19 protein-coding genes are annotated in these 21,341 nt (G+C 61.1%); 8 read left to right on the top strand and 11 right to left on the bottom strand.

The window, feature by feature from the left end; translation table 11 throughout:
• Window positions 1–2: 2 nt before the first annotated feature.
• From ACN9M2_RS09915 to ACN9M2_RS09900, 4 genes are all read right to left on the bottom strand, one after another.
• Window positions 3–1,550, bottom strand: coding sequence for an AAA family ATPase (locus tag ACN9M2_RS09915; protein WP_426284573.1), 1,548 nt, complete (start codon window positions 1,548–1,550; stop codon window positions 3–5).
• A gap of 32 nt (window positions 1,551–1,582) precedes the next feature.
• On the bottom strand, window positions 1,583–1,999 hold the full coding sequence (locus tag ACN9M2_RS09910; RefSeq protein ID WP_426284572.1) for an AAA family ATPase: 417 nt from the start codon (window positions 1,997–1,999) through the stop codon (window positions 1,583–1,585).
• A 64-nt stretch (window positions 2,000–2,063) separates the two neighbouring features.
• Window positions 2,064–3,338 (bottom strand): hypothetical protein, encoded by a 1,275-nt coding sequence (locus ACN9M2_RS09905; protein WP_426284571.1) that lies wholly within the window; start codon window positions 3,336–3,338, stop codon window positions 2,064–2,066.
• A gap of 361 nt (window positions 3,339–3,699) precedes the next feature.
• Entirely contained in the window at window positions 3,700–3,918 is a 219-nt protein-coding gene (locus ACN9M2_RS09900; protein ID WP_426284570.1) for a DNA-binding protein, read from the bottom strand.
• 552 nt (window positions 3,919–4,470) lie between these two features.
• Between ACN9M2_RS09900 and ACN9M2_RS09895 the strand changes: the two genes are divergently transcribed.
• Genes ACN9M2_RS09895 through ACN9M2_RS09885 form a run of 3 tightly spaced genes read left to right on the top strand, consistent with a single transcriptional unit; the run spans window position 4,471 to window position 7,936 of the window.
• Entirely contained in the window at window positions 4,471–6,774 is a 2,304-nt protein-coding gene (locus ACN9M2_RS09895) for a hypothetical protein (protein ID WP_426284569.1), read from the top strand.
• A gap of 12 nt (window positions 6,775–6,786) precedes the next feature.
• Entirely contained in the window at window positions 6,787–7,704 is a 918-nt protein-coding gene (locus ACN9M2_RS09890) for a hypothetical protein (protein ID WP_426284568.1), read from the top strand.
• Window positions 7,670–7,936: a hypothetical protein gene (locus ACN9M2_RS09885; RefSeq protein ID WP_426287892.1), complete on the top strand. Its 267-nt coding sequence runs from the start codon at window positions 7,670–7,672 to the stop codon at window positions 7,934–7,936. Before ACN9M2_RS09890 ends, ACN9M2_RS09885 begins: the two co-directional genes overlap by 35 nt.
• A gap of 16 nt (window positions 7,937–7,952) precedes the next feature.
• Here the strand turns inward: ACN9M2_RS09885 and ACN9M2_RS09880 are convergent, their stop codons facing one another.
• Window positions 7,953–8,294 carry a winged helix-turn-helix transcriptional regulator gene (locus tag ACN9M2_RS09880; protein ID WP_426284567.1) on the bottom strand — a complete coding sequence of 114 codons (342 nt, stop codon included), beginning with the start codon at window positions 8,292–8,294 and terminating at the stop codon, window positions 7,953–7,955.
• A 142-nt stretch (window positions 8,295–8,436) separates the two neighbouring features.
• Here ACN9M2_RS09880 and ACN9M2_RS09875 point away from each other — a divergent pair, with 142 nt between their 5' ends.
• The gene (locus ACN9M2_RS09875) at window positions 8,437–9,216 is read left to right on the top strand and encodes an SDR family oxidoreductase (RefSeq protein ID WP_426284566.1); all 780 of its coding nucleotides are present in this window, start codon (window positions 8,437–8,439) and stop codon (window positions 9,214–9,216) included.
• A 163-nt stretch (window positions 9,217–9,379) separates the two neighbouring features.
• Here the strand turns inward: ACN9M2_RS09875 and ACN9M2_RS09870 are convergent, their stop codons facing one another.
• Window positions 9,380–10,045, bottom strand: coding sequence for an SDR family NAD(P)-dependent oxidoreductase (locus ACN9M2_RS09870; RefSeq protein ID WP_426284565.1), 666 nt, complete (start codon window positions 10,043–10,045; stop codon window positions 9,380–9,382).
• A 28-nt stretch (window positions 10,046–10,073) separates the two neighbouring features.
• Entirely contained in the window at window positions 10,074–10,535 is a 462-nt protein-coding gene (locus ACN9M2_RS09865; protein ID WP_426284564.1) for a VOC family protein, read from the bottom strand.
• A gap of 90 nt (window positions 10,536–10,625) precedes the next feature.
• On the opposite strand from ACN9M2_RS09865, the gene ACN9M2_RS09860 reads away from it, so the two are divergent.
• On the top strand, window positions 10,626–11,600 hold the full coding sequence (locus tag ACN9M2_RS09860) for a LysR family transcriptional regulator (protein ID WP_426284563.1): 975 nt from the start codon (window positions 10,626–10,628) through the stop codon (window positions 11,598–11,600).
• Between the two features lie 185 nt (window positions 11,601–11,785).
• Here the strand turns inward: ACN9M2_RS09860 and ACN9M2_RS09855 are convergent, their stop codons facing one another.
• Entirely contained in the window at window positions 11,786–12,757 is a 972-nt protein-coding gene (locus tag ACN9M2_RS09855; protein WP_426284562.1) for an alpha/beta hydrolase, read from the bottom strand.
• 163 nt (window positions 12,758–12,920) lie between these two features.
• Here ACN9M2_RS09855 and ACN9M2_RS09850 point away from each other — a divergent pair, with 163 nt between their 5' ends.
• The 3 genes from ACN9M2_RS09850 (at window position 12,921) to ACN9M2_RS09840 (ending at window position 14,469) form a co-directional block, all read left to right on the top strand.
• A complete protein-coding gene (locus ACN9M2_RS09850) occupies window positions 12,921–13,298 on the top strand; it encodes a GNAT family N-acetyltransferase (protein ID WP_426284561.1) in 378 nt (125 codons plus the stop codon).
• Between the two features lie 80 nt (window positions 13,299–13,378).
• Window positions 13,379–14,113 carry an SDR family oxidoreductase gene (locus ACN9M2_RS09845; RefSeq protein ID WP_426284560.1) on the top strand — a complete coding sequence of 245 codons (735 nt, stop codon included), beginning with the start codon at window positions 13,379–13,381 and terminating at the stop codon, window positions 14,111–14,113.
• 62 nt (window positions 14,114–14,175) lie between these two features.
• A complete protein-coding gene (locus ACN9M2_RS09840) occupies window positions 14,176–14,469 on the top strand; it encodes a DUF1330 domain-containing protein (RefSeq protein ID WP_426284559.1) in 294 nt (97 codons plus the stop codon).
• Window positions 14,470–14,481: 12 nt separating this feature from the next.
• Here ACN9M2_RS09840 and ACN9M2_RS09835 read toward each other — a convergent pair whose 3' ends face one another.
• The 3 genes from ACN9M2_RS09835 to ACN9M2_RS09825 all read right to left on the bottom strand — a co-directional run bounded on the left by ACN9M2_RS09835 (window position 14,482) and on the right by ACN9M2_RS09825 (window position 21,174).
• The gene (locus tag ACN9M2_RS09835; RefSeq protein WP_426284558.1) at window positions 14,482–15,639 is read right to left on the bottom strand and encodes an MFS transporter; all 1,158 of its coding nucleotides are present in this window, start codon (window positions 15,637–15,639) and stop codon (window positions 14,482–14,484) included.
• Between the two features lie 188 nt (window positions 15,640–15,827).
• Window positions 15,828–17,975 (bottom strand): phosphocholine-specific phospholipase C, encoded by a 2,148-nt coding sequence (locus tag ACN9M2_RS09830; protein ID WP_426284557.1) that lies wholly within the window; start codon window positions 17,973–17,975, stop codon window positions 15,828–15,830.
• 187 nt (window positions 17,976–18,162) lie between these two features.
• The gene (locus ACN9M2_RS09825) at window positions 18,163–21,174 is read right to left on the bottom strand and encodes a TonB-dependent receptor (protein WP_426284556.1); all 3,012 of its coding nucleotides are present in this window, start codon (window positions 21,172–21,174) and stop codon (window positions 18,163–18,165) included.
• Between the last annotated feature and the right edge of the window lie 167 nt (window positions 21,175–21,341).

Here is a 21,341-nt window from a genome sequence, read left to right as displayed (position 1 = left end):
TCTCACACCTCGTCGCGCGCGGCAATCAGGGATCGGACTATCGCCCGCGCCTCTTGGCCTAGCTGCTGATCGAAATGGTTCAATACCTCCTCGTACGTCCCGCCCGCTTGAATGACATTCGCTAAGAGGCTGTGATAGCCGGAGCGCGTCACCTCAAGACCAAAGACCTCGCGAGTCAAAAGGCTAATGTTTTCACCGAAAGTCTCGATTGTAGGGCGCTCAACGACAGACACGGCGCGACTTCTGCGCAACTTCCACGCGGCCGAACGCGGTACCTCCTGAAGAACCACAGGCGAGTGCGTAGCGACGATGGCCACTCCATTCCTTTGGACCAAAAGATCGGAGAGGCACCGAACGAAGGCCGACAAGAGTGGCGGGTGCAGATGACCTTCCGGCTCGTCCAAAAGTACGAGAGTCTTCTCGTCCACCAATTCAACCAGACGTGTAATAGTCAAGAGAACGATGGCATGCCCGGAACTGAGTCGCTCAAACAAGTCCTCAGTTCGACGTCTCCAGTCGTCTATATCGTCGCCCAACAAGCCGAGAAGCGCCGAGATCTGTGCCTCCGCGAACAAATCGTCGACTTCCAGCATCTCAATGGCCCTCTGCCACCGTGCCGCCCTCAAGCCTTGACGGCATCGCTCCAGGCTTTGCCGAAAGTCCTTCGAGAGATCCGTTCGTTCGTTGTCACTGGAGGGGCCGTCAGCCGCTACCTCGACATGATGGCGCAAACCCACCTGATGCGCGGGTATCGTGTCTTGCGGCGCAGGCTGCAAATCGAACGCGTCAAAGGCACTGAACGACACCATCACCAAACCGGAAAATGCCCACTCTTCCCCATCAACCGGAATTAAGGCAACTTGGCCGAACGGATTTCCCTCGGTATCCGCTCTGCCCAAAAGCGTAAGTGCTAGCTGATGCATGCAATTCGTCTTCCCTACCCCATTGCGTCCGATAAGTACGTGGACGTTGGACGGCGGATTGGATTCGGGGACGACGTCGAACGACATCAGCGGTGGCTCGATGCCTTGCGGGTGTCGCAGCGTGAACTCAAACTGAAACTTAGTGAGTTGCGCGTTCCCTACGGAAAGCCGGTGAAATCGACTACGTACCGTTTGTCGAGAGACGTCGCGTAATAGGGATTCTTCCATAACGTACTCGTTGAGGTACGCATCGAATAGGCTGAGATCGTTAGCGCAGTCACGAAGACCTTTAAAGACCTCTCTCCCGAGCCCGTCATCAAGTTGACCGAGGGCGGCATAATAGTCTTCACCTTGGCCGAGAGAGAAGAAGCCATGGTCGAGCGAGTCAAACTCGTTGGGTAACTCGGGGGCTCGCTGACCTGGTTCCACCGCCGCGCCCGGGCGTAGGCCGGCCTGCCCGATCTTGACGGAACCGATGTCGTGGACGTGGCCTGCCGCATCAATCACGTGCAACGTAAACATCGTCCGGTACTTGCGCCAGTCGTCCCAGTAATCGGTGCGTAGGTAAACGCACCTCTTCCGGTCCAGCGGCAGTTTTTCTGTAGAGCTCAGAACCGTGAAGAACATACCGACATCCTTGATCGTCGTACGCGGCCAGTTCAATGCTGGCTCGCAAGGGAATGCGTATAGCGGGAATAGTAGGGATTTCGGCTAGCGTCGCCGAAACTTGAGCGGCGTATGTCCTGGTGACTTGCGCCAAAGTAACAATCTCGCTCAGACAGAAGCCCCGTGCGCCCGTTGAAATACCAGTCCAGCGCGCGGAGCACGGTGGACTTGCCCGCGCCATTTGGTCCGACGAACGTGGTCACCGACGCGAAGGCTATGGTCGCGTCCTGAAGGCCCGGAAATTCCTGATACGAACCGACTGGATGGTCATGCGAGGCCCTGATAAGCACTATGGGGCCCGGATCGCGATCGTCGCGCAGCGCACGCCACCGAAGTCGCCGATCTCGCCGTGCTGACCAGGCCCCTGTGAAGGTTTGCGCCCTCGCCCTGCCGCCATGCTCTGCCGACATAACATTGTGCCCTCTTCATGCTCGGATGCGCCGGTTCACTATGCGCGAATTCGGCACTCGGTGACTATTCGGTGCACAGGTAGATCGGAAGAACGCCGCGCTCCGCGCCTTGACAGGCCATTGTCAGCAGGCGCTTTCGATCATCGGTACTGAGCTCTTGGATGGCCTCGCAATACGCGTTTGAGTACGGGTGGTCAAACTGGCCGACATACAATCTCCGAGCCCTGCCACACGCGCCTGGGCTCACCGTGTCGGTAAGAACATCCCGCAACTCGGCCCGAACGGTTTCGACATGCTGGCTGACCTCCTCGTCTAATGCGCCCAAGTGTTCGAGCGATTCGAACACCATGCTGGCTAGTAAGGGACCGACGGCTGGCAGTAACGCTTCCAAGGCCGCTATTAAGTCCTGCCGTGCGGTGTCGTCGGACAGGCGAATGAAGTGAACAAAATCTAAGAGCGCGAGCTGCAGGTGATAGGCCTGATACTTCCACGGCTCCCCCAGTAGCGGGAGAACGTGCGGGAGAGCGACCTCCTTATCCTCTGCGAATCTCCCCAAGGTAAGCAGAAAGTAGATCTGCCCAGGCGTCTGAGCGCGCCCCCACTCAGGCATCCCTGTTAAGTTGAATCTATCTGCGCGAAACGCGGGAATGTTGTTGGCTATGCAAGCCATCAGTTGCGAAATCCCAGCCCTCCCCCGCATAGCGTAAGCGTCCGCGAACAATCCGCTGCGCAGGCCAACGTTCTTGCTTCGAGCCTCGTCCTTCAGCGTGTGGAAGCCCTGGCTTAATGACTGGTCCATGACGCCGATGACATCCATGAGGCGATCAATATAAAAACCGCGCCAAACGCGGTCGGAGATCATCGACATGAGCGCTACTTCCGACAGCGTCCATTCGAAGACGCTAGTCTCGGTGACGCCTGCCCCATTCCACGATCCGGCTTCCAACGAGAACCTGACCGCTGCCGCTTCGGACGTCATTTTCTCGAGAATCTGATCGCATCGGGTTATTGTCCAGTCGCGCGCATACTGCCCGCATTCGCCATTCAACGCTGCAAGTAAGAGTTCCACATCGGCGGTTCGATCAAGCAGCCTAGTAACGAATCGTTCGTCATCGTAGGCACCCAGGATAAGCGAGCGCGCATTCAGGTATTTGGGCGCGCATAGGGCCCGAAAGACCACCTCGAGGTCATCTTTGCTTTGCCGCACAATCGACTCGACAGCAAATGCCGAGAATATGAGTTCGTGTACGAAGCTGACGCGGTCCGACCGCTTCACCACGAGCTGGGAAGTAAAGATCCGGCCAAGAAGATCTCCCGGGATGCGCTGTGTCTCTGCCACGCGCTCTAGGTCCCTTATGGGGAGCATTGCGCAGTTCCCCTGATGGGCCGCCGCGGGGAATCGGCCCGACCGCTCTCGCCGATAGGCGCTCGTCGCGGGAGGGTATCCAAGCGCCCATGCCCTGGGGCGTGCGCAAATTCGGCACGTTCCCAGCCGCCTAGTCCGTTCTACTCGCCTCGTCGCTCAATGCTGACGCAACATACATGCCCACAAGCAATTCGCCGCTATCAGACGGTGTTGCGGAATTGATCGAGGATTGCGCAACATACGGCGCACTTTCACAGCTGCAACGCCGAAAGGCCGTCCCTAGGCAAGAAGGCCCGACTTTTACGCTGTAAATCGACGCAACGGGCTACCTAAGTTACCAAGAGTGCGAAGTTAAGGATGCTCGCTCCGGCTGATCAAGATTGTCGGAGGTCGCCCAGTTGGCTGCGCCACACGTCGAGCATGCGTGTGATGGTGTTTTTGGTGAACCCGTGCCAAGCTCGGCGCGCACTTTCTCGACGGTCGGATTCTCGTCGGCGCCCAGGATGGTGTCGGCCGCCGCGTTGCCCTGGTCTTGGGTAATGCCACGGGCCATGAAACGGTCTCCTCGATCGGTGCCCTACCCTTGCCTTGACGTACTCACGGTAAGTGATGACTAAAGTTAATGTACGCTTCCGGCCAAGAGCGGACATTGGAACTGGCATTCGTACAGACGTTTGTGCTCACGCGCCAATCTATTCTGGTGCCAACCTGCGCCTGAACTGTTCATCCACCTTCACGCCGTCGGTCTCGAGTGAGCGTCGTCGCGATCCGGCTTTCGAGGTTCAAGTATCCGTCACGACCACGTCGTACACGACCTTGAAAATTCGGCCGCCGGTGAAAGGATAATTCGGGGCGTGGCGTGGTGGTCGTGACGGAGGTCGTCGCCGAGAAGTTGCCGGGTGAGGAGGCAATGAGACGGGAGCATCTTTTGTTCGCGAAGCAGGACTACTTGTGTGTGCATCCTGATTGCCCGCATTTGGCCGGCGGCGGACACCGACCTCGTTCACCATATATCGATGGATGGGCGCAGGCCTCAACACATTTTAATCCGGCCTGGACTGAAGACCCGGCTGGCCCAACGGCTCAGACTTAGGAAGACGCCGAGATGGAGCAGCAGCTTTTTCGGTTCTCGATACTACGCGGCCCCTCGGAGGCCGATATAGCCAGTCCTATCGCGATAGCGGCCAGCGACACACGTACCGACGACCGACTAGCCGGCGCCGCTGGCGATGTCGCATCGTGGCTAAAGCAGCGCGACTTGAAAACGACCACGATCGGCAAGCTCGCCCAGGACATCCCTCCAGCCACCATCCCCCAAGAATTGCTGGCCGGCGCGAAAGCGCTCCATGGCAACCGGATACGCGAAATGCTGTCGGTCGCAATGACCCGGCCATCCGTCTTCGACCGCGCCGCGATCGCCAGAGAATGTGACTTGCTGACGGCGGTTGCCCTGATCGGCGAGATGTCTACCTTGTCCGGCAGTCTGGTCATCAGCGACTGGATTGCGGCCCACCCGATCGTCTTCACCGGCGTGGTGCCCATCGGCGAACCGACCTGGCTGCCAAAGCAAGGACTCGCGCGCGCGCCTGGCGTGGTGGATCACTTCGTGGTGCGCGACATCCTGCTCGGATACGAGATGGGAGAAATCGAGGACATCAAGAACTATCTCAAGGGCGAAAAGAAAACCCACAGTTTGCGGTACTTGAAGGTGGAAGAGGACGAGTCGGTCCGGGAAACGGAATCGGAAACCGACCGCACTAACGAAACTTCGACCCAACAGCGCAGCAAGATGAGCGTCACCACCCAAGAAACGGCCAATTCGTCCATGGGGTTCGACGCCCGCGTGAAAACCGACGGCCAATACGGCCCGACCAAGGTCAGCACGGATGTGGGGTTCCAATACACCAGCAGCGAAAGCGAAAGCCGGCAAGCCGCTTCCGAATTCGCTACCGACGTGGTGAGCCGCAGCGTCGAGCGGGTGCGGGAACGGGAGCTGCAACGCATCACCCATAAGACGCGCATCGAAGTCGAAGAGAAACGCGACCATCAAGTGGACAATACCGGGGCACCGGGCCATAACATTGGCATCTATCGTTGGGTGGATTCGGTCTGGAACGCGGCAACGTACAAGCTGGGACCGCGCTTGATTCTCGAATTCCTCATTCCCGAACCGGGGCGGGCCGTTCGCCCAGGCACGGCCACTCCTGCCCCGCCGGACCTGCCGCCGGCGCCTACCCCGCTTCCCGCCAACCTGTTCGACATATTGGATACGAAGGAAGCCGCTCGCTTGGCCGCGCTTTATGGTGCCGAAGGGATCAAGGCGCCGCCGCTGGCGACGCAGGTCATCGGGATGCCTTTCGGCAGCACCGAGTTCAAGGACAATCCGCCCGACCGTGTGGGCGCCGTGGTGGTCAAGGAGGTCAAGATCCCGGACGGGTACATCGGCGAAACCATCGTCGTAAGCGCGACGGGCATGGACCGCATCGGCACCGATACTGCGTCGAATATCATCATCGACGTGCCGGGCGGCCGCCCGGCGACGTTCATGAATATTCCCGGTGGTCCACCCAACCCATTCATGGTCGAGGGCGGCCCCACTATCCTCGGCAGGCCGAACAAGGATCTGCGGACGCTTGTTGTGTCGACTACCAGCCAGTACGGCCCCGGCGCGACCATCCCGGTTACGCTCTATAGCGAAGACCTGCGTGGCGTGACGGGATTCGTCGAAGTGCATTGTCGTGTCAGCGAGGCGGCGGTGAACCAATGGAAGCTGGACACGATCCAGACGTTGTCGTCCGCCTACCGGGCGCGCCTGTCCGAGTGGGAGTCGCTGAAGCTGGCCCGGTCGTTCGAGGAGAAGCCGCCGTTGCCGACTCCTGACATCGACGCGCTCTGCCGCCACGCATGCATATCGAGCATGCTCGGCGCGTGGCCCGACACCACCGGACACAACGACCCGGTGCATGGCTGGCCAGTGCCAGGCGCACTGGCCGGCGCCGATGGCGAACTGATCGCTTTCATGGAGCAAGCATTCGAGTGGCACAATCTGCAATACGTGCTCTATCCCCATTATTGGGCCAATAGTCCAGACTGGTTGTCGTTGATGGCCATCGACCACGCCGATCCCAAGGCGCGCGAGTTCCTCCGCGCAGGGGCCGCCCGGATGGTCGTCCCGGTGCCGCTGGCCATGACCGATGCCGTTCTGTTCTTCCTCGGCACTGGCTTGCCATGGTTCGGCGGAGGTGCGCCGATACCGGGCAGCGATCCGACCTACCTGCCGATCGCAGACGAGATCCGTCTGTCCCGCGCACAGGCAGGTGAGGATGCAGAGCTGATCCGGGAAGATCGTTACGCCTTGCCGACGGCCCTGACGATCTTGCAGGAAGACGGCCTGCTTCCGGCTCCCTGATCGGAGGCTCCCGTGGCGTTGATCTCCGCGCTTAGCGCATTCCCGAAGAAGATGAGCCGCGTCACCTTGCGATTGGGCGAGGAATCGGAACCAATCGCTTTGGTGGCTGAATCCGGCGATCCGGATCTGGACGGCTTCGTTCTGCTGACGGTGAACGATCATCGCATTGCGAGCGCGGAACTCAGCCCCACACCGCCCTCAAGCGTGCCCGTGCCGGACAAGCGGAAGCGCACGTTCGTCGTCACTGGACGCAAGCCGGGATCGGCCTCCCTCCTTGCCTGGTCCAGCGCTACCCGCAGCACTGTCGATCTTGGCAGAATCGAAGTGGTTGTCGAGGACTTCAAGGAAAAGGACGTCGATCTGTTCTATGTCGGAAAATACCTGATTTGGCGACGTTCGCTTCCGGCCATGCTCGATGCCGAAGAATTCCTGATGTTCGACGCTTCTTCCGGAAATTTTCCGATCGCCAGTGCGCAGTCCATGAAGGATCAAGGGCCCATCCCGGAAGGCCGCTATGTGCTGCTGGCGCAATTGGATCCTATGCAGGACACCGTGGAGAAGGCGAACGCGCTGATGAGTCAGGGCGACCTGCCCGGCAGGGGGCCGATCATGAACACCCGTCCGGGAATACAACGCTTGCCGGTCGGCGGGAACGGACCGGTAAACATCCTGTGGGGCGAGACGCGCGTCCGGATCGATCCGCTGTTCCAGGTACCCGGCGGCAGAAATAGTTTCTATCTGCACGACTCCAAAAAGGGCCACACTAGCGGTTGCGTGGAAGCGCGCCGCAGCGATACCGGGCTTCTGTTCTTCGATGCTCTGGTCAGCTATGCGCTTGGCGATCGTGCGCGGCGAAAGAAGAATCTGATCCTCAAGGTCATGTACCGAGACTCGTATACCTCAACGCGAGGCAGAACCGTGGAACCCTGATGGCACGCTGACGATCGGTATTGAGCGGACCGAAGTCGTTCCACAAGACATTGTCCATGCCGATGCGTTGCGCGCATGTGGGAACTGCCGAACTGGGTGGTGCGGCTTGCCACGAGCAGAACGCAATCCGCTACTCGGCTGGACACCGCGTTCGAGCGAGGAGGCCGTTGTGGCGACGGCTGAGAGCCTGGGGCGGCTAGGCTTGCTTCAGCTGATCAAAGCGGCTAACTAACTCGCCGTGTCGACCATTAAATCGCATTAAGCAGCTCGTCCCGCTGCTCGGCCCACTTGAGGAGCGCATCCAGTGCGGGACACAGAGCTTGCCCCCAGTCGGTCAGTCGATATTCCACCTTGGGCGGTACTTGGGGGTAAAGCTTTCTTGCCACGATTCCGTCCGCCTCCAGCTGTCGTAACTGTTGCGCCAGCATTTTCTGCGAAATACCGGGGATGAGCTTTTCCAGATCGGAGAAGCGCTGCACCTTGCCATCGAACAGGTGGAACAGGATGACCAGTTTCCAGCGCCCTTCCAGCAACTGGAGCATGGCCTCGACACCAACAGCGGCCGTATCGGGCGTGTATTCCTTTCCCATAGGTGGGTAACTTACTTTTCTGTGCGTTCTTGCTGGATGGTGAGTATATGGCGAAAATTACTGTATCGCACAGTTTGCCATCAAGGGCTCCGACATGAGCATTTCGCTACCGGATAAGGATTGAATTTCTGGAGATCCACTAATGACCATGAACCTCGAACTCGCGGGCAAGCGAGTGCTCGTTACCGCCGGCACAAAGGGCGTTGGCCGTGCCGTTGTTGAACTCCTCGGCGAACTCGGCGCGCGCATCCTCACGACGGCCCGAGCCAAGCCAGACTTCATTCCCGACGCCATGTTCGTCGAAGCCGATCTCACCACCTCGGAAGGTTGCGCCACCGTGGCACAAGCCGTCGAAAGTCGGCTCGGTGGCGTGGACGCCATTGTCCATGTCCTTGGCGGATCGTCGGCTCCGGCAGGTGGTTTTGCCGCGCTGGATGAAACTGAATGGCAGAAGGAATTGAATCTCAATCTGTTTCCGGCGGTGCGACTGGATCGGGTGTTGTTGCCGAAGATGATTGAGCAGGGCGCGGGCGTCATCATCCACGTCACCTCCATCCAGCATAGTTTGCCGCTGCCTGAATCCACCACGGCCTATGCCGCTGCCAAGGCCGCGCTGTCCACGTACAGCAAGAGTCTGTCGAAGGAAGTCACGCCTAAGGGTGTGCGCATCGTGCGCGTGTCGCCGGGCTGGGTCGAAACCGAAGCGGCAGTCGCCTTGGCCGAACGACTCGCCAGCCAGGCCGGGACGGATTACGAAGGCGGCAAGCAGATCATCATGGACGCGCTGGGCGGCATCCCGCTCGGACGGCCGTCGAAGCCTGCGGAAGTCGCCAACCTCATTGCCTTTCTCATCTCGCCGCGCGCAGCGGCCATCAGCGGGACCGAATACGTCATCGATGGCGGCACCATTCCCACCGCGTAAGAAGGATCTATCGGGACTGGGAGAGAGCCGTATCAATTGGCCCGCGGCCTTGGACGCCACCAGGTAAATTCTGGAAAGTCCGTATATGGACTCCTCCCCTTTCCCAAGCATCCCTTAGCTCTGGCGTCCGTACACGGACATTTCAGGGTGTTGCTGCCCATGCTCAGCCGTAGACGATCTCGGGGACCCAGGCTTCCGGTGACTGCGTATGCAGCTCCCAGAAAGCATTGGCCACCTCCAGTGCCTCGGTTGAGTCCGGACCTACCAGTCGGCTGACCGTGACGGTGCCGACGTGTATCCCCCTCCGGCGAAGTGGCTCGAACAGCGCCAACGCGGTGGCACGAATGCCCGCCTTGCCGACACTGAGGGTAAGGAAGTCGCCGGTCGGCTGAATGCCAAAGCCACCGCCCGTGAACAGGATCGACACGCCGGCACGGTCGGCGAACAGAGGTACTGCTGCCCTGGCTGCTGCCATGGCGCTCACCAGGTTGATCTGCGTGTCGGAGATGATCGATTCGACCGACTCCGACTCCAAGGGACGAGCCTGGAGCTCGCCAAGGCTGTTGTAGTGCAAGATGCCTGCGTTGTAGTGGAGGACCGACAAGTCGCTTCCAATACGTTGTACGAGGGCAGCAACGGCGGTGGGGTTCGATGCATCCACGCGTTCGGCTGCGGCCGTGTGGCCTTCACGTTGAAGCTGTGCGACAAACCGCTGCAGGCGTTCGATGTTTCGCGCCGCCAGCACTACGCGGTAACCTTGCGCGGCAAACCGGCGGGCCGTGGCAAGCCCTATGCCTGGGCCTGCGCCGATGAGGAGATAAGTAGACATTCTGTTTGCTCCAAAGACTTTCTAGTGTTCAGCGGATGACCTGGGCAAGCTCGATGAGGTTGCCCCACGGGTCTGCCAGGAAGGCCAAACGACGGTTGATGACGGGCAGCTCGAACGGCTCAGTCACAATCGTCACACCGCGATGGCGGAGCTCGGAAATCGTGTCGTCGATGCTGTCGACGTTCAGGCAGAAGTGGTGGTAGCCGGCCAGTCGCAGGCTGTCGCCCAAGTCCGTATAGACGGGCTTCGGTACCGGATGGGGATTGCCATCGCCAAGCAGCTCGACAAAGAAGCTGTCATCAGTTGCCGGCGCCACATATGCGAGCTTCTGATCGGCGTACGGCCACTCACGGATGACGCGGAAGTCGAGCTTTTCCACGTACCAGCGCTTGGCCTCTTCAAAGTCGGGTACACGCACGGCAATGTGGTGGCCCTTCATGGATGCGAAGGGGCTGGTAGTATTTTGGGCGGGGATCTGGTCAGGGGACATGGCGTAGTTCCTCGGTCTCGTTGGTTGGCGGCACGGTGCCGCGGTGAAGAGACTAGGAGTTGGGGACCGTGTCGAGAATCCGCAGAATTGTTGACGTACTATGAACTCATGGTTCAAAAACGAAGCGCTGCTGCCCCCTCCACCCCACAGGGTGCCCCGGTACCGGTGCACCTGCCCTCGCTTATTGCCTTTGAGGCGGTGGCACGCCATCTCAATTTTTCGCGTGCAGCCGCCGAGCTTGAAGTGACGCCTACCGCCATTTCGAAGACGGTCAAGCTACTCGAAGTGCAGATGGGTGTTCGTCTTTTCCATCGAACAACGAGGAGCGTGGCCTTGAGCGAGCCAGGCGCGCTGCTCCTGAGTACGCTGGGCCCGGCGCTTGAGCAGATGAGGCAGTCCCTGACATACGTCGGCGGCACCTTTACGCAGCCACTTGGTTCTTTGCGAATCAACACGTCCTACGTTGCTTATGCGTCCCTTATCGAGCCGCACCTGGAGAGCTTTCTCAAACGCTATCCTCAGATCAATCTCGAGGTTTCGTTGGATAACGACCTCAGTGACATTGTTGCCAATGGATTCGATGCCGGAATACGGCTGGGCCATGCGTTGCAGAGAGACATGGTCGCTGTGCCCCTAGGACCGGTGCAGCGCCGACTAGTAGTTGCGTCCCCGGAGTACCTGGCAGCGCATTCCGTACCCCAGTCTCCACAAGAACTGCTTAACTACAATTGCATTCGCCAGCGCCTCGCCGGCAAGGGACGATTCTTTGAGTGGGTGTTTCAACACAGAAAGCAGTCGCTGACGATTGATGTGCACGGCCGTCTCGTCTTTGATGAACAACGCTCCGCGGTTCGCGCAGCCAAGCTTGGCTGCGGCTTCGCGTACGTTTTCGAGCAGTTCGCCGCTGAAGAATTGAAATCCGGCGCACTGGTGCCTGTGCTCGAGCGGTTTTCGCCCGCAACAGAAATGTTCTACCTGTATTACCCATCGCGAACGCTGATGCCCGGCAAGCTTCGCGCCTTCCTTGAGTTTATGCGCGCTGCAAACATGAACTCAGCAAGCTGACTCCGCTACCGCGGTTCTTGATTCTTCCTTTGACATGACCTCGTTTCGATTGGTACGCCTACTGGCAAGCCTCATAGCACTGGAATCCGGTCCATGCCGAAGTTCCGCACAGGTCGATCCTGCTGGAGGAAGCGCGGCGTAGCTGCGACCCGGGCCCGTCGCCTGAATGGCCCCGCGCGCCAGGATCATGGCCCGTGATCGGGCAGGAGAACCTTCAAGCCGTGGGTAAAACCGCGAGGCGCGACGCTCAGATGGTCTTCGTCACTCAGCACATCGAAGGTCACTTGAAGCGATGGATAGTGGCGCGACCTCAGCGCGCGGACGATCTCGGCCGCATCGGCAACCATGCTGTGTTTCTTGCCATAGCGTGGCTCCTCGTACTGTCCGACATAGAGATAGACCCGAGCCGGGAGGTCGCGATGGTCCTTGGCATAGCCGGTCTCCATCCGTTGCATGACGTGTTCGCCATACCAGTACGAAGGACTACCGAGGAGATAGGCCGAAAATAGTTGAGGCCGAGTCAATAGAATCTGCGTCCCGAGCAGGCCCCCATAGGAATGTCCGAGGAAAATGCGCTCATGCTCATCCGTCCGATAGTGCTGCGCGACGAATGGAAAGACCCTGTCCCTCAGATACGAGATGTAAGCCTCACCCTGGCCATGAACGGCGCCCGGCGGTGCATCGTCGTTCCCGCTGGCAGTGGGGGTATAGTCGCGGCGGCGACTGGGCATCCCCTCCTCGCCCACGGCATAGGATAAGCCTACCAGGATGAATTCTTTTATCGCGGGCCCCTCGCCATTCAAGCGTCTGAGCAGTTGTCGCACTATGGGGAACGCATAGTCCGCGTCGGTAACGTAGAGTACGGGATAGCGCCGTTCCGGCTGCTCGCCGTAAGACTGGGGTAAAGCGACAAATACCTGGTAAGTGCGACCGGATTCGGGGTCGGGCACGTCCCATACCTCACTACCGAGCAGTTCGTAGGGACTGCCGTTTGACGGCTGTCCCTTGGCTACCGCGCCAGGAGCGACCGATACCTCCGATGCGTTCGCCTTCGGCTTCTCGCCACGGCCAGTCGCAGCCGCCGCGCCGTCCTGATGTCCCTGGCAGCCGGTCAGAAAGATCCCCAGCACAAGCAGGAACCGAGTAATCCTTGGCATCGTCTCTCCATCATAAATGTTGGATGATCATTGTATCTGGGTGGGAGCGTGCAACCCCTAATGCGTATCCGAGAACGCAATGAGAACTGACATGGTCATGACTATTCGCCCTGTCGTCCCCGGAGACTTGCCAGCCCTCCGTGAGCTCTTTCTGCAGTCTCGGTTGGCGACATTCACCTGGGAGCTGTCCTCGTCGCTGGCACTCGGCGACTTCGACAGCCAGACCGCCGGTGAGTGGCAGCTGGTCGCGCTCGACGGGAGCCGGCCCGTGGGTTTCATTTCCGTTTGGGAACCCACCCACTTCATCCATCACCTGCACGTCCATCCGCAGTTCGCCCGCCGCGGCATCGGTCAGGCGCTCCTGCGGGCTTTGCCGGGCTGGTCAACCACGCGCTATCAGCTCAAATGCGTGCGACTCAATGCGACGGCTCTCGCCTTTTACCACGCGAACCAGTTCGCACAGGTCGGCGCAGGCAACGATGGCGCGCAAGATTACCTGCTGCTCGAAGCCCCCTGCCCGGCCGATGCATCCCTGCCATAGATCCGGATGGCCTTTAAATCCGCCATGCCATCCACATGTCGAACCCAGCGCTATCGCTAACCGCCCGTCAAGGATATGAAATGAACGCCACGCAAAAAGTTGCCCTCGTCACCGGCGCCACCCGCGGCATCGGCCAGGAAACCGTCCGCCAGCTCGCCGAAGCCGGCGTCACCACCCTTCTCGCGGGCCGCGACCCGGCCCGCACCCAGGCGGCCGCGGACAAGCTGAAGGCCGAAGGCCTGCCGGTCGAGCCCATCACGCTGGACGTCACCAACGCCGATACCATCCAGAAGGCCGTTGCCGAGGTCAAGGCGCGATTCGGCAAGCTCGACATCCTGGTCAACAATGCCGGCATCGTCGTCGATGATTTTGCCAAGGCGCCGTCCGAGCAAACCCTCGACGCATGGCGTGAGACGTTCGATACCAACCTCTTCGCGGTCGTCGAAGTGACCAAGGCGTTTCTCCCGCTGCTCAAGGCGGCGCCTGCGGCTCGCATCGTCAATGTATCGAGCCAGCTGGGCTCGCTGACGCTGCACGTCGACCCCACCTCGCCGATCTACAACTTCAAGGTTCCGGCATACGACGCCTCCAAGAGCGCGCTCAACTCGTGGACCGTCCATCTCGCCTACGAACTGCGCGATACGCCGATCAAGGTCAACGCCGTCCATCCGGGCTACGTACAGACGGACATGAACGGCGGCCAGGGCGAGATCGACGTGCCGACGGGTGCGAAGAGCAGCGTCGGCATGGCACTGATCGGTGCCGATGGCCCGACGGGAAGCTTCACCTATCTTGGCAAGACACTTCCCTGGTAATCCATCACGGGCCACTCATAAGAGCGGCCCGATCTCGACCTATTCGCACAGGATAACGAGCCATGACGACCTACGTGGTGTTTACCCGCGAGAGCACGATCGATCCCGCGGAACTGAAGATCTATGGCGAGAAAGCCGGTCCGGCAGGCCAAGGACATCCGATAACGCGCCTCGCCTTTTATGGTGACGTCGAGACCCTGGAAGGCAGCCCGGTGGAAGGCGCCGTCATTCTCAGCTTTCCTTCAAAGGCCGATGCACTGGCCTGGTACAACAGCCCGGCTTATCGCGAAGCACGCGAGCACCGCTTCAAGGGCGCCGACTATCGGATCTTCATGATCGAAGGCGTGGACAAGTAGTAGTGCCACCGGTTACGGCTGCGTAATACGCACCTGCATCTTCTCCACATCGCATGGATGTCGCTCATCCAGCCGGCGGCCTGCGGTCAGGTAGGCGAGTAGTGCAGCCACCAGCAACACGACAGCGCTGGCGATGAAGGTACCCTGGTAGCCATGGCCGTCGAACAGGAGACCGCCGATAGTCGACCCCAAGGCAATGGAACACTGCACGACGGCAACCATCAAGCCGCCACCCGCCTCGGCGTCTTCGGTGAAGGTCTGCGCAAGCCAGCTCCACCAGCCGACGGGTGCCGCGGTGGCGAGCAAGCCCCATAGTGCCAGCAGCGCAGCCACCGGCCACAGCCATGCACCGGAAAAGACCAGGGCCATGGCAATGGTCGCCATGAGCACGGGAATGGCGATCAAGCTGCGGTAGAGACCGTGCTTCAGAACGGCGCCGATGGCCACCGTACCGATGAAGCCCGCCACGCCTATACCCAACAGAATCAGTGCCAGCGTTGGAGCATCGACATGCGCGACCGTCTCCAGGAAGGGACGCACATAGGTGAACAAGGCGAACTGGCCCATGAAGAATGCGCCGCAGGCAGCCATCCCGAGCGCGACCGACCGGCGTTTGAACAGAGCGAACAGATTGCCGTTGGTCGTGGTGCGCTCGGCGGACATGCTGGGCAGGCTGACCCATTGCCAGCCGAATGCGATCGCAGCCACCGGAAGCAGGCACAGGAAGGCACCCCGCCATCCGATTACCGCGCCAAGATAACTGCCCAGAGGAGCTGCGACCACCGTCGCCAGCGCGTTCCCGCCGTTGAAGATCGCCAGCGCACGTGGCACGTGTTCAGCGGGCACCAGGCGCATGGCGGTTGCCGCCGACATCGACCAGAACCCGCCAATCACTACACCGATCAGGGCGCGGCCGGCCATGTAGATCGTGTAGTTCGGTGCGAGCGCGACCACTGCGCCAGACACGGCCATCAACGCGGTCAACGCCAGCAGCAAGCTCTTGCGGTTCATGGCGCCGGCAAGCCGCGATATCGACAGGCTTGTAAGTACGGCGAATGCCCCGGAGATGGCGATGCCGTAACCGGTCAGTCCTTCGCTGACCCGAAGGTCGGCCGCCATGGGTGTCAACAGGCTGACCGGCATGAACTCCGAGGCGATCAGCGCGAACACGCATAGCGTCATGGCGAACACGCCGCCCCAGTGGGCCGGGCGGCGGTCTGCCTCGAACGGGGAAGATGCAGTAATCGAAGAGGAATTCATGATGGCGCCATTCTGACTTGGCGCCACTTCGATGATTAGCCCATGAATCCTTCTAGGGCTTATTAGTTTTTCTCATCAACGCCCTGGTCATAGGAGCGTTACGGCTGTAGCACCGTCTCCGCTCCGGTCGCCGACGCGCTTACCACCGTTCCCAGCGCCGGGTCCGTCCGCGATGCCCGTCCCGTCTCCCTATGCCCCGCCAATCGCCGCAGGAACCGCGGGTCGTGGTCGCTGGTCACGCTGAAGTCGAACCAATGGTCGCTGGAGACGATCTCCCAGAGACTCTCGACCCGGCCACCGGGTAGCAGGAAGTGACGGCGCGGCGGCTGATGGGTGTAGTCGTCGCTCGGCGTGACCGTCACGACGCACGTGCCGTTGCCTTCGTTGGTGATGACCAGGCGTAGAAGCCCATCGAGCCCACCTGTCGCCAGGCGCACCTCGGGCTGGGCATGACGGCCGCGGTCGCCCACCGCAGGCTGGCTGCCCGCGAACTGGCGAAGGAATCCGTTCGGTCCCGTGACGGAAAGGTCATAGGCATTGCCGCTGTACAAGCTGGTCCAACTGTCGGCGAGCGACTTGCCGGCTTCCACCGTGTACGCCCACGGACCGTCGGTCCTGGCCGGAGAGAACACGTGGAAGAAGGCGCCGCTCCTGCCCTGGTTGATGAACTCGAGCCGATAGCGACCGGCCGCGACGTCCACCCTGCCCTGCACGTCCAGTGCATAGGGCAAGGCACGAGCGGGGCGTTGCCCCGGTTCCTGCCGCGGCATGTGCTGTTCGGACGGCGGCGTCGGACGCAGATCCTGATGAGCCTTCTGGTCCGGCTCGTAACCGCTCGTGCCCGGCAGGCGCGGCGCGTCGGTATCATGCCGCGAGAAGTCGAAGGCGCGGGTGAGGTCGCCGCATACGGCGCGGCGCCAGGGGGAGATGTTCGGCTCGTGCACGCCGAAACGCTGCTCCAGGAAACGGATGATCGAGGTGTGGTCGTAGGTTTCCGAACAGACCCAACCGCCCTTGCTCCAGGGCGACACGACCAGCATCGGCACGCGAACACCCAGCCCGTATCCACCGGCGACGAATCCATTGCCACCGGGATAGAGCTCGCCCTCCGTGGTCACCGTCGACAACCCCTGCTCGCGCGAGGAGGGTACATACGGCGGCACCACGTGATCGAAGAAGCCGTCGTTCTCGTCGTAGGTGATGAAAAGCGCGGTCTTGCTCCACACCTCGGGGTTCGCGGTCAACGCGTCGAGGACGCCGTCGAGGTACCAGGCGCCATAGTTGGCTGGCCAGCTCGGGTGCTCGGTATACGCCTCCGGCGCCGCGATCCACGAGACCTGCGGCAAGCGGTCCGCGAGCACGTCTTCGCGCAAGATGGCGAAGGGCGACTGCCCCTTGGTGATCTCGGTACCGGTACGAGCCTTGTCGTAAAGCGCATCGCCTGGTTGGGCATTACGGTACTTGTCGAAGTACAGCAGCGAATTGTCGCCGTAGTTACCGATATACGGATTGGACGTCCAGCCCCAACCGCCAGCGGCATCCAGGCCCGTGCCGATGTCCTGGTAGATCTTCCACGACACGCCCGCCTGCTCCAGGCGCTCGGGATACGTGGTCCAGTCGTAACCCTTCTCCGCATTGTCCAACACCGGACCGTCGCCCTTGCCGTCATTGCCCACGTAGCCGCTCCACATGTAGTAGCGGTTCGGGTCAGTGGAAGACAACATGCTGCAGTGATACGCGTCGCAGATGGTGAACGCGTCGGCCAACGCATAGTGGAACGGAATGTCTTCGCGGGTCAGGTACGCCATCGTGGTCGTACCCTTGGCCTGCACCCAGCCGTCGTACCGTCCTCCGTTGGCTGCCGCATGCGTATCGTTCCAACCGTGCGGAAGGTCTTCGAGGAACTGCAGGCCGAGGTCTTCGGCGGCGGGACGGAACGGCAGCAGATAGTCATCGGGCGACGCGGCATAGGGCTGGTGCCACACGGATCGTCCGCTCGCCAGAGTGAAAGGCCGTGGATCGCCAAAGCCGCGTACGCCGCGAAGCGAACCGAAATAATGATCGAACGAGCGGTTTTCCTGCATGAGGATCACCACGTGCTCGACATCGGCGAGCGTGCCTGTGCGCCGCGATGCCGGTATCGCCAGCGCCTTCGCTATCGACGGCGGTACGACCCCGGCGGTGAAGGCGGCGCCGGCCGCGCCCAGCGAAAGCTTGAGGAAGTGCCGCCGATCCTGAGACGTCATGTTTGCCCTTTCCGCGGAAGCGGAGGCATGCGTTGCATGCTCCGCCTTCCGCTATTGCGTTGCCCCTGGGCGGACGAGTGTCACAGTGGAATATGACAGGTTCGTGCCAATGGCTTTCCGCGAAGACACATGACGTCGATTCTGCGAATGTCGTCGCATTCCGGAACCGTGCAGACCTGATCGCCCGTCAAAAATCGTAGCTGACCGACAACCGCGCATAACGCGGTTGCTGGCGGATCGTCACCGTGCGGTACAGCGGATTGATCAGCTGTGGGCTGAGTTCGCTGTATGGCGAGAGTTGCAACGGGCGCTGCTCGTTGGTCAGGTTGAAGATGTTCACGCTGAAGCTGAGCTTGTGATCGGCGAAGGTCGGGCTGTACGTCGCACCGATGTCCAGTTGCCGCGTCCACGGTAGCCTGCCCTGCTTGCCCGGAGCCGACGGCTCGCCGTTGCAGAAGTGGTAGAGGCTGCCGTACGACAGCGGATCGGTCCCCTCGGCGCCATAGAAGCCCAGGCAATGCTTCGGGCTGCCGGAGATGATCGCCAGGTTCGCCGACACCAGCCACTCCGGATCGATCTGGTAATAGCCGTAGAGCTTGATCTGGTGCGTGTGATCGTTGTTCTGTGGCCCATTGGCGAACTGCATGATCGAGGCACCATCCCAGTCGTAGCTGGTGGAGGCGTTCGCCTGGCTCACATCGGAACGCAGCTGGCCTTCGGTGTTGCCGTAGCTACGCGAGAACACGTAGTCGAACTTGGCATACCAGCGGCCATCGAACGGATGTTCGAGTAGCGTTTCCAGGCTGTAGTACTGCCGCTTGAGCTTCGGGAAGCCGAGATCCGCATTGCTCATCGGCACTTCCACGTAGTTCCCGCTCGCGTCCACCAGCGTGAAGGTGTTGGCGCGGCCGGGATTGATCAGGAAGCAGCTGTTGCTGGTGGAGGCGTCGTAGCCGAGCGAAGCGGCCTTGGCCAGCACCGCGTCACGGTCGCAGTAATCGTCGATGGCGTTACGCAGGCTGCGGTACATCAGCTTCGCACCGTAGACCCACGACGGACCCGCCGTCTTCGTGAAGCCGAGGATGTACTCGTCCTGCTTCTCGGCCGTGAGTCCCTTGGCCGTGGTCATCTTCGGGTCGGGCTGCTGGCCGTAGAGGTTCAGGCCCGAGACGGGGCCGGACATCGCGGTCAGGCCGGTGGGCGTGCCGTCGCTGGCGATACCGCTGTACGTGTAGTACTGGACGGTATTGGTCGTCGCCGCGGCCGAGTTGAGTGCCGGATTCAACGGCAGGCCGAGGTAGTAACGGCCGGCGTTGCCGTAGACCTTGAAGCTGGCGTCGCCGAGCACGTCCCAGCTGAAGCCCAGGCGAGGCGCCCACTGCGGTTTGGTCTGCGTGATATAGGCCTGGCTGGCCGAATCGTAGTTGGTGAACTGGTCGTTGCGCAGGCCCAGCTGCAACAGCAGGCGATCGTTCACCTGCCATTTGTCTTCGATGTACTGCGCACGTTGCGTCGAGCGGACGGTGGCGATCTGGCTATAGGTGTTCTTCTGGACGAAATAGCCTTCCGCACCATTCGGGAAATCACCCGTGGCACCCACGCCGAGATCGGAGTTGATGGGCACGTCCGGCAACGACTGGCTGTACGACCACGTGTAGCCCGGTCCCGAGGATTCGCTACCCTGGTCGGAGGCCTTGGCCGTCAGGTTGTCGATGCCCACGCTGATCGTGTGCGAACCGATGGCGTAAGCGAGATCCAGCCGGGTATTGGTGGTGAAGTTGCCCCGGTTCGGGTCGCTCAGGCCGTCCGTGGTCTGCGCGTTGCCGATGGGCACGCCGCCGTTCAGCGCCGGATTCTGGTTAACGTCACCGTCGATGTACGTGAGGCTGCCATCGTAGTTGGCCGGTGCCTGGTACGACCGCGTATGCATCTTGCCGTATTCGGCGGTGAGCGTCAGCGCGTCAGTGATATAGCTGGTGAACTTGCCGCTCCACAGGTCGCCGCCGTTCTTCTGCCGATCGGCATCGTTGACGAAGGCGCCTCGCTGCTTCGCGACATAGTCGTAGTCGTAGTACGTGCCGCTGGTCTCCGTCTTGTCGGAGGCACCGGTGAGTTCAAGGATATTGCTGTCGGTGATGTTCCAGTCGAGCTTGGTATACCAGCGCGGCATGGTGCTGCGCGATTTCTCGAACGAGTTGCTGGCCTCTTCGTTCGCGATCGTCTGCGTGTCGTGACGCTCCACTTCCGCCGCCACGAAGACGTACAACTTGTCCTTGACCAGCGGGCCGCCGGCATAGACCGATGCCGTGCTTCCCGTATCGCGGTTGCCGCGGTTGTACGCATACAGGTTGCCGGCCTTGGCCGACTGCGGCACGCCGCTGGCGTAATAGTCGTTGGCACCCTTGGCACGGGCGAATTGCGGCTCCCACAGGAACTGCACGCCGTAGTGCCAGGTATTGGTACCGCGCTTGCCCACCGCGTTGATCACGCCACCGTCGGAGCGGCCGTACTGCGCGCTGTAGCCACCCGTATAGACTTCTTCCTGGTCGATCGCTCCGTATGGCAGCGTGATGCCACCCAAGGCCTGCAGGGGGTCGGTCGTGTTGAAGCCATTGATGTAATACGCGTTGGCGTTCGCGGACGAACCACCGAAGCTCACCAGAGACTTACCTGTGTCGCTGGTGAAGCCACCATTGTTCGGCACCACGCCCGGAGCGAGCTGGGCGATCTGCTCGGCGGTGCGGCCAAGCGGCAACTTGGCCAACTGCTGCGCGTCGATCACCGTGCGTGAATCGACACTGGCCACGTCGATAGGCGGCGTGGTGTTGGCCGACACCTGCACGCCATCCAGCTTCGTCGCCTGCGGCGCGGCCGTCGAGAACGAGACCTCGCTCGCGTTGCCGACGCGAACGGCAACGTTCTGCCGCGTCTCGACCACCGAACCGTTCTGCAACAACGTCACCGTGTAATCGCCGATGGGCAGCGCCGGCGAACGATAGTGACCGCTGGCGTCCACCGGAAGGTCGCGGCTGACGCCGCTCTGGTTCTCCACCCGGACCGTCGTCCCGGCCGCCACCGGCACCTCGCCGAACAGGCTGCCAGTGGTCGACTGTGCGAAAGCCGCGGGCACGCAGGCTACCGCCAGGGCCACGCACAGTGCGCGAAGGGGAAGACGCCGGGAAGAATACAGTGTCGACATGGCAAGGACTCGAGATGCGGCACGGCCAGGCACACGGGGACCTCCCATGGACCGGGAATGCGAGTGGATGGGAACGCCCGGCCCGAGAGAGCCGACGCCCCAACTTCTAGCATCGAGTAAACGTTTACACAACGGTTACATGCGCGTTACGTAAATCTCGTAAGTTC

This window comes from Luteibacter sp. E-22 (assembly GCF_049913125.1).
In the GTDB taxonomy this organism is placed as follows: domain Bacteria; phylum Pseudomonadota; class Gammaproteobacteria; order Xanthomonadales; family Rhodanobacteraceae; genus Luteibacter.
This window is presented reverse-complemented; position numbering and strand designations above follow the sequence as displayed.

Coding starts and splice junctions, on each gene's coding strand:
- ACN9M2_RS09825 (WP_426284556.1), bottom strand. CDS start 21,174: ATGTCGACACTGTATTCTTCCCGGCGTCTTCCCCTTCGCGCACTGTGC.
- ACN9M2_RS09845 (WP_426284560.1), top strand. CDS start 13,379: ATGAACGCCACGCAAAAAGTTGCCCTCGTCACCGGCGCCACCCGCGGC.
- ACN9M2_RS09830 (WP_426284557.1), bottom strand. CDS start 17,975: ATGACGTCTCAGGATCGGCGGCACTTCCTCAAGCTTTCGCTGGGCGCG.
- ACN9M2_RS09865 (WP_426284564.1), bottom strand. CDS start 10,535: ATGTCCCCTGACCAGATCCCCGCCCAAAATACTACCAGCCCCTTCGCA.
- ACN9M2_RS09880 (WP_426284567.1), bottom strand. CDS start 8,294: ATGGGAAAGGAATACACGCCCGATACGGCCGCTGTTGGTGTCGAGGCC.
- ACN9M2_RS09900 (WP_426284570.1), bottom strand. CDS start 3,918: ATGGCCCGTGGCATTACCCAAGACCAGGGCAACGCGGCGGCCGACACC.
- ACN9M2_RS09910 (WP_426284572.1), bottom strand. CDS start 1,999: ATGTCGGCAGAGCATGGCGGCAGGGCGAGGGCGCAAACCTTCACAGGG.
- ACN9M2_RS09895 (WP_426284569.1), top strand. CDS start 4,471: ATGGAGCAGCAGCTTTTTCGGTTCTCGATACTACGCGGCCCCTCGGAG.
- ACN9M2_RS09855 (WP_426284562.1), bottom strand. CDS start 12,757: ATGCCAAGGATTACTCGGTTCCTGCTTGTGCTGGGGATCTTTCTGACC.
- ACN9M2_RS09875 (WP_426284566.1), top strand. CDS start 8,437: ATGACCATGAACCTCGAACTCGCGGGCAAGCGAGTGCTCGTTACCGCC.
- ACN9M2_RS09870 (WP_426284565.1), bottom strand. CDS start 10,045: ATGTCTACTTATCTCCTCATCGGCGCAGGCCCAGGCATAGGGCTTGCC.
- ACN9M2_RS09840 (WP_426284559.1), top strand. CDS start 14,176: ATGACGACCTACGTGGTGTTTACCCGCGAGAGCACGATCGATCCCGCG.
- ACN9M2_RS09915 (WP_426284573.1), bottom strand. CDS start 1,550: ATGTTCTTCACGGTTCTGAGCTCTACAGAAAAACTGCCGCTGGACCGG.